Source organism: Cupriavidus sp. FW216-B1 (assembly GCF_058789195.1).
In genome coordinates, this window is sequence record NZ_JBYTEL010000032.1 from 1 (window position 1) to 14,826 (window position 14,826).

General features: G+C 68.9%; 15 protein-coding genes. 11 read left to right on the forward strand and 4 right to left on the reverse strand.

From position 1 onward, the window contains the following. From AC3WXD_RS32955 to AC3WXD_RS32965, 3 genes are all read left to right on the forward strand, one after another. The coding region (locus tag AC3WXD_RS32955; RefSeq protein WP_492325528.1) for a phosphate acyltransferase at positions 1 to 120 on the forward strand (120 nt) is incomplete at its 5' end. Between the two features lie 429 nt (positions 121 to 549). Beyond that, on the forward strand, positions 550 to 936 hold the full coding sequence (locus AC3WXD_RS32960; protein WP_369796944.1) for a guanyl-specific ribonuclease: 387 nt from the start codon (positions 550 to 552) through the stop codon (positions 934 to 936). After that, a complete protein-coding gene (locus tag AC3WXD_RS32965) occupies positions 933 to 1,532 on the forward strand; it encodes a barstar family protein (RefSeq protein ID WP_029044427.1) in 600 nt (199 codons plus the stop codon). Before AC3WXD_RS32960 ends, AC3WXD_RS32965 begins: the two co-directional genes overlap by 4 nt. 154 nt (positions 1,533 to 1,686) lie before the next feature. On the opposite strand, the gene AC3WXD_RS32970 is transcribed toward AC3WXD_RS32965, so the two are convergent. Genes AC3WXD_RS32970 through AC3WXD_RS32980 form a run of 3 tightly spaced genes read right to left on the reverse strand, consistent with a single transcriptional unit; the run spans position 1,687 to position 3,527 of the window. Next, a complete protein-coding gene (locus AC3WXD_RS32970; RefSeq protein WP_029044426.1) occupies positions 1,687 to 2,295 on the reverse strand; it encodes a YidB family protein in 609 nt (202 codons plus the stop codon). A gap of 51 nt (positions 2,296 to 2,346) precedes the next feature. Further along, a complete protein-coding gene (locus AC3WXD_RS32975) occupies positions 2,347 to 3,102 on the reverse strand; it encodes a 16S rRNA (uracil(1498)-N(3))-methyltransferase (protein WP_492325515.1) in 756 nt (251 codons plus the stop codon). Next, a complete protein-coding gene (locus AC3WXD_RS32980) occupies positions 3,102 to 3,527 on the reverse strand; it encodes a VOC family protein (RefSeq protein ID WP_454732212.1) in 426 nt (141 codons plus the stop codon). Before AC3WXD_RS32980 ends, AC3WXD_RS32975 begins: the two co-directional genes overlap by 1 nt. A gap of 196 nt (positions 3,528 to 3,723) precedes the next feature. Here AC3WXD_RS32980 and tkt point away from each other — a divergent pair, with 196 nt between their 5' ends. From tkt to AC3WXD_RS32995, 3 genes are all read left to right on the forward strand, one after another. Further along, entirely contained in the window at positions 3,724 to 5,760 is a 2,037-nt protein-coding gene (tkt, locus tag AC3WXD_RS32985; protein WP_492325516.1) for a transketolase, read from the forward strand. A gap of 94 nt (positions 5,761 to 5,854) precedes the next feature. Continuing rightward, entirely contained in the window at positions 5,855 to 6,853 is a 999-nt protein-coding gene (gene gap / locus AC3WXD_RS32990; RefSeq protein ID WP_020206871.1) for a type I glyceraldehyde-3-phosphate dehydrogenase, read from the forward strand. 238 nt (positions 6,854 to 7,091) lie between these two features. Further along, entirely contained in the window at positions 7,092 to 8,081 is a 990-nt protein-coding gene (locus tag AC3WXD_RS32995; protein ID WP_020206870.1) for a LysR family transcriptional regulator, read from the forward strand. 101 nt (positions 8,082 to 8,182) lie between these two features. Here AC3WXD_RS32995 and fur read toward each other — a convergent pair whose 3' ends face one another. Further along, positions 8,183 to 8,614 (reverse strand): ferric iron uptake transcriptional regulator, encoded by a 432-nt coding sequence (gene fur / locus AC3WXD_RS33000; protein WP_020206869.1) that lies wholly within the window; start codon positions 8,612 to 8,614, stop codon positions 8,183 to 8,185. A 198-nt stretch (positions 8,615 to 8,812) separates the two neighbouring features. Here fur and AC3WXD_RS33005 point away from each other — a divergent pair, with 198 nt between their 5' ends. From AC3WXD_RS33005 to holA, 5 genes are all read left to right on the forward strand, one after another. Next, complete coding sequence (locus tag AC3WXD_RS33005; protein WP_492325517.1) at positions 8,813 to 9,505, forward strand: outer membrane protein assembly factor BamE; 693 nt, start codon at positions 8,813 to 8,815, stop codon at positions 9,503 to 9,505. Positions 9,506 to 9,580: 75 nt separating this feature from the next. Then, entirely contained in the window at positions 9,581 to 10,378 is a 798-nt protein-coding gene (gene dapB, locus AC3WXD_RS33010; RefSeq protein ID WP_029044384.1) for a 4-hydroxy-tetrahydrodipicolinate reductase, read from the forward strand. 142 nt (positions 10,379 to 10,520) lie between these two features. Then, positions 10,521 to 13,145: a leucine--tRNA ligase gene (leuS, locus tag AC3WXD_RS33015; protein WP_492325518.1), complete on the forward strand. Its 2,625-nt coding sequence runs from the start codon at positions 10,521 to 10,523 to the stop codon at positions 13,143 to 13,145. Between the two features lie 63 nt (positions 13,146 to 13,208). Continuing rightward, on the forward strand, positions 13,209 to 13,754 hold the full coding sequence (locus AC3WXD_RS33020) for an LPS-assembly lipoprotein LptE (protein ID WP_052166044.1): 546 nt from the start codon (positions 13,209 to 13,211) through the stop codon (positions 13,752 to 13,754). A gap of 11 nt (positions 13,755 to 13,765) precedes the next feature. Further along, positions 13,766 to 14,806, forward strand: coding sequence for a DNA polymerase III subunit delta (gene holA, locus AC3WXD_RS33025; protein WP_020206659.1), 1,041 nt, complete (start codon positions 13,766 to 13,768; stop codon positions 14,804 to 14,806). The last annotated feature ends 20 nt before the right edge of the window (positions 14,807 to 14,826 follow it).

A 14,826-nucleotide genomic window follows, 5' to 3' on the forward strand; every position in this document is an offset into this window, starting at 1 on the left:
ATCGGGCCGATCCTGCTGGGGGTCAAGGCGCCGGTGCACATCCTCACGCCGTCGGCCACGGTGCGCCGCATCGTCAATATGACGGCGCTGGTGGTGGTCGATGCCGCGGCCAAGCGCTAAGCTGGCTGCCGCACGGAAAAGCCGGGCTTGCCCGGCTTTTTTTATGCCCGGCGCGCGCGCCGCGGCGCGGAGCAAAGCGCAGGGTAAGTGCGCGCACACATGTTAATAACACCTTGAAACAATTGGAGTTTTCCGCTGTTAGCAGGCGCAGGGGATTGATTATTTGGCGGCATGCGCGTAACCTTATGCCCTTAAAGCGCGCGTTGGGTACACCTGCGCGACGATGCCACCGTTTTTGATGCCACCGTTTTTCGCGCACGCTGTCCGGGGCGCAGGCAGGAAGGCAGCCGCGGGGCGGCGCGGGAATCGCGCTGCCGCGCCGGAATCTTCCTGTGGGCGCCTCCAAACAAGACTAGCAACGTGGGTTCCCAGATTCCTTTGACGCAGCGCGCATCGCAATGGATTTCAGCCGCAGGTTCCGCCGCGGGACTGGCACGGGCCGCAGGCCGGGTGCTGGCGGGCGTGGCGGTGTCGTGCGCATTGCTGCAGCCGGTGCAGGCGCGCGAGGCGCCCGCGGCCGGCATGGCGGATGCGGGAACCATCCCGCTGCAGCAGTTGCCCAACGAAGCGCAATTGACGATGGAGCGCATCGAGGCGGGCGGCCCGTTTCCGTATGCGAAGGACGGCTCGAGATTCGGCAACTACGAGCGTGCCCTGCCGCGGAAGCCGCGCGACTATTACCGCGAATATACGGTGAAAACAAACAGCCGGAACCGGGGAGCCAGACGGATCGTATGTGGCGGTGATCGACGCGCCACCAACGACTGCTATTACACGGACGACCACTACAACAGTTTCAAACGGATAGCCAAATGATGACTGACATTTTCGGACTGGGCGACGCCCTTGCCGCCCGCGAAGAGCGCGGCGCCGGAGATGGCTGGCAGCGGGCGCAGACCCAGGCCCGGAATCTTTACGACAATGTGTTGATGATGCCTCGCAACGAGCTCTCGCACCAACCGCCGCTCGCACCTGTTCCCGCAGCCGGCACCGACGGTAGCAAAGAGGGAGCCATGAACCTGTTCAAGACGGTGCGTCCGAACATCGTCCAGTCGATCCGCGCGTTCCGCGTGCCTGAGCTTGCCCAGGCAGCGGCCGAGCTGGGTCAGCATTTCCTGTACGCCAACTGCGCGCATTGCCAGAGCAAGGCCGAGGTGCTGGACACCATCGCCACCAGCTTCCTGTTCCCGAAGCATTTCGGCAAGAACTTCGACGCGCTGGCCGACTGCCTCACCGACCTGATCCACAAGGCCGGCGCGCAGCCCGGTTTCGTGATCGTGCTCGAAGGCCTGCCGATCGCGCAGAAGTTCGACAAGGAAGGGCGCGAGGTCCTGCTCGACGTATTCCGCGACGCCGCCGAGTTCTGGGCCGAGCGCAAGGTGCAGTTCCGCGTGTTCTACTCGTTTGCGTGAATCTCGCGTGAATCATCCCGCGTGAATCGCGCGCAAGTGCCCGCCTGAGGCCGCGCCGGCCGGAAGCCGGGATGCCATGACAAAGGCCCGCCTGAGCGGGCCTTTTGCTTTTGCCTTGGCCGGCCGGTCTGCCGGCCGGCGGTGCGGCCGCCGCCTATGCCGCCGGCGGTACCTGGCCTCCCGGGGTGAGCTTGTCGATCAGTTCCGGCAGGCCCTCGCTCAGGTGCGCGGCCACGTCGTCGGCCGACAGGCCGGTGGAGCTGGCCAGCGATTCGAGCGCGCCGGTGCCGCCGAGCGCGCCGGCCAGTTGCGACGGCGAGACCGGCTGGTTGTCGCCGGTGCCGATCCACGAGCTGACCTGCTCGCCCAGGCCGGCCTGCGCCAGCACTTCCTGCAGGGCGCCGATGCCGCCGGCCGCGGCGCCGAGCGCGGGCGCGCCGCCCTGCTGGCCCTGGCCGCCGAGCAGCCCGCCCAGCAGGCCGCCGAGGTCGATCCCGCCGGACGGGGCGCCGGCGGCAGCGCCACCGCCGCCGAGCAGCCCGCCGAGGAGTCCGCCCAGCCCGCCCAATCCGCCGAGCCCGCCGGCGGCCGCGGGGTCCTGCGGCGCGGCCGCGTCGGCCTCGCCGCCCTTGTGGCGCATCGCCAGCATGGCCAGCAGGCCGAGCGCCATCATCATCTTCGGACTCAGCCCGCCGCCCGCGCCCGCTTCGCCGCTGCCGCGCTGCCCGAGCACACCGCCCAGCACGCTATCGAGTAGTCCCATGATCGACTCCTTCGGTGAAATGCGGCGCGGGGCCCGGATGGCCCGTTGCCGTCAGAATCCGCCCAGCACCGCGTTGAGCGCGGCCAGGCAGGCAAGCCCCGCGGTTTCGGTACGCAAGATGCGCGGCCCGAGTGACACCGCTGTGAAACCGGCGCGCAGCGCCGCCGCCTCTTCCTCCGGCGACAGCCCGCCCTCGGGCCCGATCAGCAGCGTCACGCCGCCGTCCAGCAGGCCCTGCCGGTGCTCCGTGGCAAACGATACCAGCGACTGGCCGGCGCGTGGCGAGACCAGCAGGCGCGCGCCTGGCGCCGCCTCCGGCCCGGCCTGCGCCGCCAGCCAGGCGTCCGGTGTGGCCACCGGCGCCACCGCGGGCAGCCGGTTGCGCCCGCATTGCTCGCAGGCCGCCTCCACCAGCGCCTGCCAGTGCGCCTGGCGCTTGTGCGCGCGCTCGCCCACCAGGCGCACCACCGAGCGGGCCGCCTGCAGCGGCTGGATCGCGCTCACGCCGAGCTCCACCGCCTTCTCGATCAGCCAGTCCATCTTGTCGCCGCCGGCCAGGCCCTGCGCCAGCGTGACGCGGAACGGCAGTTCGGCCTCGGCCGGGTCGTGGCCGCCGATGCGCGCCAGCGCATGGCGCTTGCCGAGTTCCAGCAGCGTGGCGGCGTGGCTGCCGCCGCGGCCGTCGAACAGCGTGATGTCGTCGCCGGGGTTCAGGCGCAGCACCTGCGCGTGGCGCACTACCGCTTCCGGCAGCGCCATCTCGGTCTGCGCGGCCAGCGCCGCGTCGATGAAGAAACGAGGCGGCATCAGGCGGTTCCGTCCTTCTTTTCCAGCGGCTTGCCGAAGCCCCAGCGGTAGCCGTCGGGGTCCTCCACCATGCAATAGCGGTCGCCCCAGAACTGGTCGGCGGGCGCCATCAGGCTGACCGCGCCGGCGGCCACGGCGCGCGCGTGCATGGCGTCCACGTCGTCGCAATAGACATAGAAGGTCTGCGGGCACTCGACGCCGAGCGAGCGCGGCGTGCGCGCCGTGCTGCCCCAGGCGCCCTCGGGCGCGAACATCACGACCAGCTCGCCGCGGTAGTGCATTTCGGCGTGCGTCGGCACGCCGTTCTCGTCGACCACGTTGCCGGCGCTGAAGCCGAACGCGCGGTGGTAGAAGTCGAGCGCGCCGCGCCCGCTGGCCACCGTCAGGTAGGGGGTGAGCCAGGGCGTGTTGGCCGGTCTCGTCATGATCGTCTCCTGTCGTTTCCTGGTTGCGGGAAACCGCGCTGCGCCGGCCTCGGCGGCGCGGCGCGCGGTGCGAACGAGCATCTTACGCGGGTGCGCCGGCGCTGTCGAAAAGCGCCCGCGCGCGGGGGCGGGGCGGGCGGACTCCCCGTTTCGTTCTGGTAAAATTGCGCTTTTCCCGCCGCCAGGTCCCCGCCGCATGTCTCACCTCGCTCATCCCGCCGCCAGTCCGCACGCTTCGCAGCCCGTCCAACTCATGGCCAACGCCATCCGCGTCCTGGCGATGGACGCCGTCCAGCAGGCCAATTCAGGCCATCCCGGCATGCCGATGGGCATGGCGGACATCGCGGTGGCGCTGTGGGGCCGTCATCTGAAGCATAATCCGGCCAACCCCAAGTGGGCCGACCGCGATCGCTTCGTGCTGTCCAACGGCCACGGCTCGATGCTGCTCTACGCGCTGCTGCACCTGACCGGCTACGACCTGCCGATCAGCGAGCTGAAGAACTTCCGCCAGCTGCACAGCAAGACCGCGGGCCATCCCGAATACGGCATCACGCCGGGCGTGGAAACCACCACCGGCCCGCTGGGCCAGGGCCTGACCAACGCGGTCGGCATGGCGCTGGCCGAGCGCCTGCTGGGCGAGGAATTCAACCGCCCCGGCTTCGACATCGTCAACCACCACACCTACGTGTTCCTCGGCGACGGCTGCCTGATGGAAGGCGTCAGCCACGAGGCCTGCTCGCTGGCCGGCACGCTGCGCCTGAACAAGCTGGTGGCGCTGTGGGACGACAACGGCATTTCCATCGACGGCGACGTCGAGCACTGGTTCGCCGACGACACGCCCATGCGCTTCGAAGCCTACGGCTGGAACGTGATCCGCGCGGTGGACGGCCATGACGCCGCCGCCGTCGACGCCGCCATCGCCGAGGCCAAGTCCAGTGACCGCCCGACCCTGATCTGCTGCCGCACGCTGATCGGCAAGGGCGCGCCGAACAAGGAAGGCGGCCACGATGTGCACGGCGCGCCGCTCGGCGGCGCCGAGATCCTGGCCACGCGCGAAGCGCTGGGCTGGACCCATTCCCCGTTCGAGGTGCCCGCCGAAGTCTATGCGGCGTGGGATGCCAAGGCCCGCGGCGGCTCGCTGGAGAAGGCCTGGACCGCGCTGTTCGAGGCTTATGCCGAGCGTTTCCCGTATGAAGCCGGCGAATTCCAGCGCCGCATGCGCGGCGAGCTGCCCGGCGCGTTCGACGCCGCCGTCGACGCCTTCCTCGCCAAGTGCGAGGAAAAGGCCGAGACCATCGCCACGCGCAAGGCCAGCCAGAACACCATCGAGGCGTTCGGCCCGGTGCTGCCCGAGTTCCTCGGCGGCTCGGCCGACCTGACCGGCTCCAACCTGACCAACTGGTCGGGCAGCAAGGCCGTGCGCGTGGATGCCTGGGGCAACCACATCAACTACGGCGTGCGCGAGTTCGGCATGAGCGCGGTGATGAACGGCATCACGCTGCACGGCGGCTACATCCCCTACGGCGGCACCTTCCTGACCTTCTCGGACTACAGCCGCAACGCGCTGCGCATGGCCGCGCTGATGAAGATCCGCACGCTGTTCGTGTTCACCCACGACTCCATCGGCCTGGGCGAGGACGGTCCGACCCACCAGTCGATCGAGCACGTCGCCAGCCTGCGCCTGATCCCCAACATGGACGTCTGGCGCACCGCCGACACCACCGAGACCGCGGTCGCCTGGGCCCAGGCTGTGCGCCGCGAGAACGGCCCGAGCTGCCTGATCTTCAGCCGCCAGAACCTGCCGTTCCAGAAGCGCAGCGACGCCACCCGCGCCAACATCGCGCGCGGCGGCTACGTGCTGCGCGAAGGCAACAATCCCAAGACCGGCCTGCCCGACGCCGTGATCGTCGCCACCGGCTCGGAAGTCGGCCTGGCCGTGGGCGCGGCCGAGCAGCTGGCCGTCGACGGCGTGCACGTGCGCGTGGTCTCGGTGCCGGCGACCACCGTGTTCGACAAGCAGGACGCCGCCTACAAGGCCTCGGTGCTGCCGGCGGGCGTGCCGCGCGTGGCGGTCGAGGCGGGCGTCACCGATTTCTGGTGGAAGTACCAGGTCCAGGCCGTGGTCGGCATCGACACCTTCGGCGAGTCGGCGCCGGCCGGCGTATTGTTCAAGCATTTCGGCTTCACGGTGGAGAACGTCGTGCGCACGGTGCGCGACACGCTGGCACAGTGATCCGCCCGCCGGACCCGCGCGGCCGGCATGGCCGCCCCGGTCCGGCAAACGCTTTCTTGCATTCATCGATCGTCAGGCTACCCAGGAGATAAACATGACCATCAAGATCGGCATCAACGGCTTCGGCCGCATCGGGCGCATGGTGTTCCGCGCCGCCATCGCCAACTTCAAGGACCTCGAAGTGGTCGCCATCAACGACCTGCTCGAGCCCGACTACCTGGCGTACATGCTGAAGTACGACTCGGTGCACGGCCGCTTCGACGGTGAAGTGTCGGTCGACGGCAACACGCTGGTGGTCAACGGCAAGAAGATCCGCCTGACCGCCGTCAAGGACCCTGCCGAGCTCAAGTGGGGCGAGGTCGGCGCCGACGTGGTGGTCGAGTCCACCGGCATCTTCCTGACCAAGGAAGGCGCGCAGAAGCACATCGACGCGGGCGCGAAGAAGGTCATCATGTCGGCCCCGTCCAAGGACGACACCCCGATGTTCGTGTACGGCGTGAACCACGAGACGTACAAGGGCGAGGCGATCATCTCCAACGCCAGCTGCACCACCAACTGCCTGGCCCCGGTGGCCAAGGTGCTCAACGACAAGTGGGGCATCAAGCGCGGCCTGATGACCACCGTGCACGCCGCCACCGCCACGCAGAAGACCGTCGACGGCCCGTCCAACAAGGACTGGCGCGGCGGTCGCGGCATCCTGGAAAACATCATCCCGTCGTCGACCGGCGCCGCCAAGGCCGTGGGCGTGGTGATCCCCGAGCTGAACAAGAAGCTGACCGGCATGTCGTTCCGCGTGCCGACCTCCGACGTGTCGGTGGTCGACCTGACCGTCGAGCTGGACAAGCCCGCCAGCTACGCCGAGATCTGCGCCGAGATGAAGGCGCAAAGCCAGGGCGCGCTCAAGGGCGTGCTGGGCTACACCGAGGACAAGGTCGTCGCCACGGACTTCCGCGGCGATGCGCGCACCTCGATCTTCGACGCCGAAGCCGGCATCGCGCTGGACTCGACCTTCATCAAGGTCGTGAGCTGGTACGACAACGAATGGGGCTATTCCAACAAGGTGCTGGAAATGGCGCGCGTGGTGGCCAGGTAAGGCCGTCCAGGCTGCCCGCGCCGGCCGGGGCGCGCCGGGGGTCCCGTTGGCGGGATCTCGCGCCATCCCGCCGGCAATTCCAGCGATCGGCCGCCTGCGGGCGGGGCCGGGCCCGTGGAAATCCTGTTCCACGCCCGGCTTTGCTCTTACACTGATAAAGTGCTGGAAATACTGATGTGCAGCCTATGCAAGTGACGCCAATGTCATTCGCAACCTCCAATCTAACCTGGGCGAGATCATGGTGAACGTGGATACCAAGCTTCTCGTGATTTTTACCGAGTTGCTTAGCAAGCGGAACGCGACCTACGTCGCGGAAAAGATGCACATGACCGCGCCCGCGGTATCGCATTCGCTGGGCCGCCTGCGCGAGATCTTCGACGACCCGCTCTTCATCCGCGTGCCGCACGGCCTCACGCCGACGCCGCGAGCCCTGGAACTGGGCCCCAAGATCCGCGACATGCTCGACCTGTGGTCCTCGATCAACGAGGGCGACGCCGACAATTTCGATCCCGCCACCGCCACCGGCACGCTCAACATCGGTTTCGCCGCCGAACTCGGCGATACGGTGTTCAACCGCTTCATCCTGCGCATCAAGCAGCTGGCGCCGGAGCTGCACATCAAGCTGGTCGAGTCGCACTCGTGGGAGTCCGACGTGGCCGCGATGCGCGGCAACGAGCTGGACCTGGCGTTCTCGCCGTTCCCGACCCGGCACCCCGAGATCGTGGAGGAGATGGTCACTTCGCTGAACCTCTGGGTGTGCGCGCGCAAGAACCATCCGGTGCTCAAGGGCACCTGCACGCTCGAGCAGTATCTCGACTGCGGCCACATCTTCATGGCGCACTCGGGCGGCACCAGCCGCCCGGCGCCGTCGCTGATCCCGCTGGACTACGCGCTGCAGCAGCGCGGGCTCAAGCGCAACGCCACGCTGACCGTGCATTCGTGGCGCGCGCAGTCCGAGCTGGCGGCGCAGACCGACCTGATCTTCACGGTCAACGCGCTGACCAAGGACATGGCCTGCGAGACCTACGGCCTCAACGCGTTCCCGCTGCCGGCCGAGATCAACACCACGCTGGGCCTGAACATGTTCTGGCACCGCAGCCGCAACACCCACCCGATGCTGGTGTGGGCGCGCGGGCTGTTCCGCCAGGTGGTGGGCGAATTCGTCGGCGTGCCGGCCGCCGCGCGCGGCCTGCACATCGTCGCCGAGCAGGACGAGCGGCAGTCCTGAGCGCCGCCGCGGCGCGGCTCGCCCAGAAGAAGAAACCGGCGCATCGCGCCGGTTTTTTTTCGTGGTCGCCGAGAGGATCCCGCCTGCCGCGGGCGGGGCGGTCAGCGCTTGGGGCGGAACTGGCAGTCCTGCTTGATGCAGTTGCCGTACAGCGACAGCGCATGCTCCTGCAGCGCGAAGCCGCGTTCGCTGGCGATGCTCTGCTGGCGCCGCTCGATCTCGGAATCGTAGAATTCCTCGACGCGGCCGCAGTCGATGCAGACCAGGTGGTCGTGGTGCCTGCCTTCGTTGAGCTCGAAGATGGCCTTGCCGGATTCGAAGTTGTTGCGCGAGAGCAGGCCCGCCTGCTCGAACTGGGTCAGCACGCGATAGACGGTTGCAAGGCCGATGTCCATCTGTTCGTTGAGCAGGATGCGATAAACGTCCTCCGCGCTCAGGTGGCGCTGCTCGCTGGTCTGGAAGATCTCGAGGATCTTCAGACGGGGTACGGTCGCTTTGAGACCGATATTTTTGAGGTCCGCCGGACTCGGCATGGGCGTGACTCCCTAGAGTACAATGTCTGGATTATTGAATCATAAGGGTTTTGGCGGCAAAAGTCGCCTCGGCGGTTGCCTGGGCGCCGCCGGCTGCCCCAGGCTGCGCCCGCGATGATGCATCGCCCCAGCCGTCCCGTGGCAATGGCCGCGGGGGCCGGAACCGGCACTTTCCTCTCCCTTCTAGAAGCGAGATACATGCGTTCATTTCGTTCGTCCGCCATGCGTCCGACGCTGGTTACTTCTGTGCTGGCCGCTGCCGTGCTGATGGCAGCGTGCTCCACTTATGACAATACGTCGCGCAAGCTCGCCAACGCGATCACGCCGTACCGTATCAACATCGTGCAAGGCAACTTCGTCTCGCGCGAGGCCGCGTCCCAGCTGCGCGAAGGGATGACGCGCGACCAGGTCAAGTTCCTGCTCGGCACGCCGCTGCTGACCGACGTCTTCCACGGCAACCGCTGGGACTACTTCTTCTCGTTCCGCCGCGGCAACACCCCGGTGGTGCAGCAGCGCCACTACACGGTCTTCTTTGACGGCGACAAGCTGGTCAAGTTCGGCGGCGACGAGCTGCCGTCCGAATACGAGCTGATCGCCGAGATCGACGGCATGAAGGCCCTGCAGGCCAACCAGCGTCCGCTGCGCCGGGACATCGACGCGGCCGCGGCGGCTTCGGCGGTCGGCGCGACGCCGCCCGCGCAGCCCGCCGCCACCGCGGCGGCCGATGCCGCCGCGCCGGCTGCTCCGGCCGCTCCGGCCGCCCCAACGGATGCAGCGGCGTCCAGCCCCGCCGGCAGCGCCGCCCCGGCCCCCGCCGCCAGCCCGATCTCCGGCAAGCTGACCGAGGATTCCGCCTCGGCGCCGGTCGGCGGCCAGCCGCCCGCGAACTGAATGTCCCGCCGGGCCGCCGCGCCCGGACACCGGCCGGCCGCGTGGCCGGCCTTTTTTTCCGCTAGCTGACACGCCATGAATATCGCCATCGCAGGTGCCTCCGGCCGCATGGGCCGCATGCTGATCGAACACGTTCTCGCCACCGCAGGCGTGACCCTGACCGGCGCGCTGGACGTGCCGGGCGCGCCGGCCCTGGGCCAGGACGCCGGGCTGGTGCTGGGCCGCGCCACCGGCGTGACGATCACGTCCGACATCGAGGCGGCGCTGGCCGGCGCCGACTGCCTGATCGACTTCACCCGCCCCGAAGGCACGCTGGCGCACCTCGCCGTGGCCGAGCGCCTCGGCGTCAAGATGGTGATCGGCACCACCGGCTTCGACGACGCCGGCCGCGCCGCGCTGGCCGCGGCCGCCGGGCGCATCGGCGTGGTCTTCGCCGCCAACATGAGCGTGGGCGTGAACGCCACCTTCAAGCTGCTGGAGATGGCGGCGAAGCTGCTGTCCTCGGGCTACGACATCGAGGTGATCGAGGCCCACCACCGCCACAAGGTGGACGCGCCGTCCGGCACCGCGCTGGCGATGGGCGAGGTGGTGGCCAAGGCGCTCGGCCGCGACCTCAAGACCTGCGGCGTGTTCGCGCGCGAAGGCCACACCGGCCCGCGCGACCCGCAGTCGATCGGCTTCGCCACCGTGCGCGGCGGCGACATCGTGGGCGACCACACCGTGATGTTCGCCGGCATCGGCGAGCGCATCGAGATCACGCACAAGTCGTCGAGCCGCCAGTCCTACGCCGACGGCGCGGTGCGCGCGGCGCTGTTCCTGGCCGACAAGCCCGCCGGCCTGTTCGACATGCAGGACGTGCTGGGCCTCAAGTAAGGGGGCCGTGCCGCGCCGTCTGTCCCGACGGTTATAATCGGCACTTTCGGCATTCCAGCGCAGGCGGGCGCCGCAAGGCAGCCCGCCGCTTTTCTTTTCCACGCTTTTCCGCCCGTCAACGCGCCTCGCCGTTGTCCTGAACATGCACGACAAATACCTTCCCTCCGCCGTTGAACAAGCCGCCCAGCAACACTGGCAAGCCATCGATGCCTACCGCGTGACGGAACAGGCAACGCTGGCCGACGGCAGCGAGAAGCCGAAGTTCTATGCCTGCTCGATGCTGCCGTACCCGTCGGGCAAGCTGCACATGGGACACGTGCGCAACTACACCATCAACGACGTGATGGCGCGCCACCTGCGCATGACGGGACACAACGTGCTGATGCCGATGGGCTGGGACGCGTTCGGCATGCCCGCCGAGAACGCCGCGCTCAACAACGGCGTGGCGCCGGCGGCCTGGACCTACGACAACATCGCGTACATGAAGAAGCAGATGCAGTCGATGGGCCTGGCCATCGACTGGTCGCGCGAGGTCGCCACCTGCAGCCCGGACTACTACCGCTGGAACCAGTGGCTGTTCCTCAAGATGCTGGAAAAGGGCATCGCCTACCGCAAGACCGGCACCGTGAACTGGGACCCGGTCGACCAGACCGTGCTGGCCAACGAGCAGGTCATCGACGGGCGCGGCTGGCGCTCGGGCGCGCTGGTGGAAAAGCGCGAGATCCCGATGTACTACCTGCGCATCACCGAGTACGCCGAGGAACTGCTGGGCGACCTCGACGGCCTCGGCTGGCCCGAGCGCGTCAAGATCATGCAGCAGAACTGGATCGGCAAGAGCGTGGGCGTGCGCTTCGCGTTCCCGCACGACATCGCCGGCGACGACGGCAAGCCGATCGGCGATGGCAAGCTGTACGTGTTCACCACGCGCGCCGACACCATCATGGGCGTGACCTTCTGCGCGGTCGCCGCCGAGCACCCGCTGGCCGCGCACGCGGCCGCCGCCAACCCGGCGCTGGCCGCCTTCATCGACGAGTGCAAGCACGGCTCGGTGATGGAAGCCGACATGGCCACGATGGAAAAGAAGGGCATGCCCACCGGCCTGAAGGTGACGCATCCGCTCACCGGCGAGCAGGTCGAGGTGTGGGTCGGCAACTACGTGCTGATGAGCTACGGCGACGGCGCCGTGATGGGCGTGCCCGCGCACGACGAGCGCGACTTCGCCTTCGCCAACAAGTACGGCCTGCCGATCCGGCAGGTGGTCGACGTGAAGGGCCAGCCGTTCTCCACCGAAGCGTGGCAGGAATGGTACGGCGACAAGGAGCACGGCACCTGCATCCACAGCGGCAGGTACGACGGCCTCGGCTACCAGGCGGCGGTCGAGGCGATTGCCGCCGACCTCGGCGCGAAGGGCCTCGGCGAGAAGAAGACCACCTGGCGCCTGCGCGACTGGGGCATCTCGCGCCAGCGCTACTGGGGCACGCCGATCCCGCTGATCCACTGCGAGGACTGCGGCGTGGTGCCGGTGCCCGAGCAGGACCTGCCGGTGGTGCTGCCCGAAGACCTGGTGCCGGACGGCACCGGCAACCCGCTGGCCAAGGACGCGCGCTTCCTCGCGTGCGCGTGCCCGTCGTGCGGCAAGCCGGCGCGGCGCGAGACCGACACGATGGACACCTTCATCGACTCGTGCTGGTACTACATGCGCTACACCAGCCCGGACGCCGCCGCGATGGTCGACGGCCGCAACGATTACTGGATGCCGATGGACCAGTACATCGGCGGCATCGAGCATGCCATCCTGCACCTGCTGTACGCGCGCTTCTGGACCAAGGTCATGCGCGACATGGGCCTGGTCGGGTTCGGCGAGCCGTTCACCAACCTGCTCACTCAGGGCATGGTGCTCAACGACACCTACTACCGCGAGGACGCGGCCGGCAAGAAGACCTGGTACAACCCGGCCGAGGTCGAGGTCAGCACCGACGAGCGCGGCCGCCCGCTGGGCGCCGTGCTCAAGGCCGACGGCCAGCCGGTGGTGATCGGCGGCGTGGAGAAGATGTCGAAGTCCAAGAACAACGGCATCGACCCGCAGGCCCTGATCGACCAGTACGGCGCCGACACCGCGCGCCTGTTCGTCATGTTCGCCGCGCCGCCCGAGCAGCAGCTCGAATGGAGCGGCTCCGGCGTGGAAGGCGCGTCGCGCTTCCTGCGCCGCGTGTGGAACTACGGCCATGCCAACGCCGGGGCGATCGCCGCGGCCGGCGCCGGCGCGCAGTACGGCGACGGCGACGCGGCGCTGCGCCGCGAGCTGCACGGCGTGCTCAAGCAGGCCAACTACGACTACCAGCGCATCCAGTACAACACCGTGGTGTCCGCCACCATGAAGATGCTCAACGCGCTCGAAGGCGCCAAGGCCGCCACCCCGGCCGCGCGCCGCGAGGGCTTCGGCATCCTGCTGCGCGTGCTGTACCCGGTGGTGCCGCACATCACCCACGGCCTGTGGCAGGAACTCGGCTACGCCACGCAGTACGGCGACCTGCTCGACGCGCCGTGGCCGCAGGTGGACGAATCCGCGTTGGTGCAGAGCGAGCTCGAACTGGTGCTGCAGATCAACGGCAAGGTGCGCGGCAGCCTGACGGTGCCGGCCGATGCCGACCGCGCCGCCATCGAGGCCGTGGCCGCCGCCAGCGAGACCGTCGCCAAGTTCGCCAACGGCGCCGCGCCCAAGAAGATCGTGGTGGTGCCGGGGCGCCTCGTCAACGTGGTGCTGTAAAGCGCCGACGCCCAGCGCCAATAAGCCAAGCCCGTGACCAAGCCAAGGAGGGAGTTGCCCGGTATGGATCGACAGACCGACCGACACGCGGACCGACCAGCGCAGGACCGCCCCGCGCGGGGCCGGCGCATGGTCCTGGCGGCGCTGCTGGCGGCCGGCCTGGTGGCCGGCTGCGGCTTTCACATGCGCGGCAACGCGGACTTCGCGTTCAAGAAGCTGTACCTGAGCATCCCCGCCAACTCGCTGATGGGCTCGGACCTGCGCCGCGCCATCCGCAACGGCTCGGATACCGTGATCGTGGCCGACCCCAAGGAGGCCGACGCGCTGCTCGACGTGCTGCAGGACACGCGGACCAAGACCATCCTGTCGCTGACCACCACCGGCGTGGTGCGCGAATATCGGCTGACCCAGCGCTTCACCTTCCGCCTGCGCGATGCCGGCGGCCAGGAACTGATCGCGCCGTCGCAGCTGGTGCTCACGCGCGACCTGACCTACAACGAAGCCAACACGCTGGCCAAGGACTACGAAGAGCAGCAGCTCTACCGCGACATGCAGCGCGACATCGTGCAGCAGCTGATCCGCCGGCTGGCCTCGGTCAAGGCGATCTGAGCCGCGCCGGCATGCAGCTCAAGCTCGACGGACTCGACGCCCACCTGCGCCAGGCCAAGGCACGCGGGCTGGCCCCGCTCTACGTGGTGCACGGCGACGAGCACCTGCTGGTGCTGGAGGCGGTCGACCGGCTGCGCCAGGCCGCGCGCGAGGCCGGCTTCAGCGAGCGCGAGGTGCTCTCCGCCGAGCGCGGCTTCAACTGGGGCCAGGTGGTCCAGGCGCAGCAGTCCATGTCGCTGTTCGGCGACCGCAAGATCGTCGAGCTGCGCATTCCCTCCGGCAAGCCCGGCAAGGACGGCGGCGAGGCGCTGCGCGCGGTGGCGGCCCAGCCCTCGCCCGACGTGCTGATGCTGGTCACGTTGCCGCGCCTGGATTTCGCCACGGCCAAGTCGGCGTGGTTCCAGGCGCTCGAAGGCGCCGGCGTCTCGCTCAAGATCGACGCGGTCGACCGCACCCGCCTGCCGGCCTGGGTGGGCGAGCGCCTCGCGCTGCAGCAGCAGCGCGTGGAGCCCGGCGAGCCGGGCCGGCGCGCGCTGCAGTTCGTCGCCGACAAGGTCGAGGGCAACCTGCTCGCCGCCCACCAGGAAATCCAGAAGCTCGGCCTGCTCTACCCGGCCGGCGTGCTGACCTTCGAGCAGGTGCACGACGCCGTGCTCAACGTGGCCCGCTACGACGTCTTCAAGCTCTCCGAAGCCATGCTCGGCGGCGACGTGCCGCGGCTGGTGCGCATGCTCGAAGGGCTGCGCGGCGAAGGCCAGGCCACGGTGCTGGTGCTGTGGGCGCTGACCGAGGAAATTCGCGTATTATCCAAGGTCCGGCAAGGGCTGGCCGCCGGCAAGCCGGCCGGCGTCCTGACGCGCGAGCTGCGCATCTGGGGGCCGCGCGAGAAGCTGGTGCCGCAGGCCGCGCAGCGCCTCTCGCTGGCGCAGCTCGAAGCCGCGCTGGCGATGGCCGCGAAGCTGGACCGGCAGGTCAAGGGCCTGCGCGCCGAGGGCATGCCGGCCGAGCCGTGGGACGGCCTGCTGCAACTGGCGCTGCTTGTTGCTAGGTAGATTCGGCCAGGTAGACCCGG

Bases quoted from the DNA above. Each gene is read 5' to 3' on its own strand.
- AC3WXD_RS32965 (WP_029044427.1), top strand. From the start codon at position 933: ATGATGACTGACATTTTCGGACTGGGCGACGCCCTTGCCGCCCGCGAA.
- AC3WXD_RS32970 (WP_029044426.1), bottom strand. From the start codon at position 2,295: ATGGGACTACTCGATAGCGTGCTGGGCGGTGTGCTCGGGCAGCGCGGC.
- AC3WXD_RS33020 (WP_052166044.1), top strand. From the start codon at position 13,209: ATGGATCGACAGACCGACCGACACGCGGACCGACCAGCGCAGGACCGC.
- tkt (WP_492325516.1), top strand. From the start codon at position 3,724: ATGTCTCACCTCGCTCATCCCGCCGCCAGTCCGCACGCTTCGCAGCCC.
- leuS (WP_492325518.1), top strand. From the start codon at position 10,521: ATGCACGACAAATACCTTCCCTCCGCCGTTGAACAAGCCGCCCAGCAA.
- dapB (WP_029044384.1), top strand. From the start codon at position 9,581: ATGAATATCGCCATCGCAGGTGCCTCCGGCCGCATGGGCCGCATGCTG.
- gap (WP_020206871.1), top strand. From the start codon at position 5,855: ATGACCATCAAGATCGGCATCAACGGCTTCGGCCGCATCGGGCGCATG.
- AC3WXD_RS32975 (WP_492325515.1), bottom strand. From the start codon at position 3,102: ATGCCGCCTCGTTTCTTCATCGACGCGGCGCTGGCCGCGCAGACCGAG.
- AC3WXD_RS33005 (WP_492325517.1), top strand. From the start codon at position 8,813: ATGCGTTCATTTCGTTCGTCCGCCATGCGTCCGACGCTGGTTACTTCT.
- AC3WXD_RS32995 (WP_020206870.1), top strand. From the start codon at position 7,092: ATGGTGAACGTGGATACCAAGCTTCTCGTGATTTTTACCGAGTTGCTT.
- holA (WP_020206659.1), top strand. From the start codon at position 13,766: ATGCAGCTCAAGCTCGACGGACTCGACGCCCACCTGCGCCAGGCCAAG.
- fur (WP_020206869.1), bottom strand. From the start codon at position 8,614: ATGCCGAGTCCGGCGGACCTCAAAAATATCGGTCTCAAAGCGACCGTA.
- AC3WXD_RS32980 (WP_454732212.1), bottom strand. From the start codon at position 3,527: ATGACGAGACCGGCCAACACGCCCTGGCTCACCCCCTACCTGACGGTG.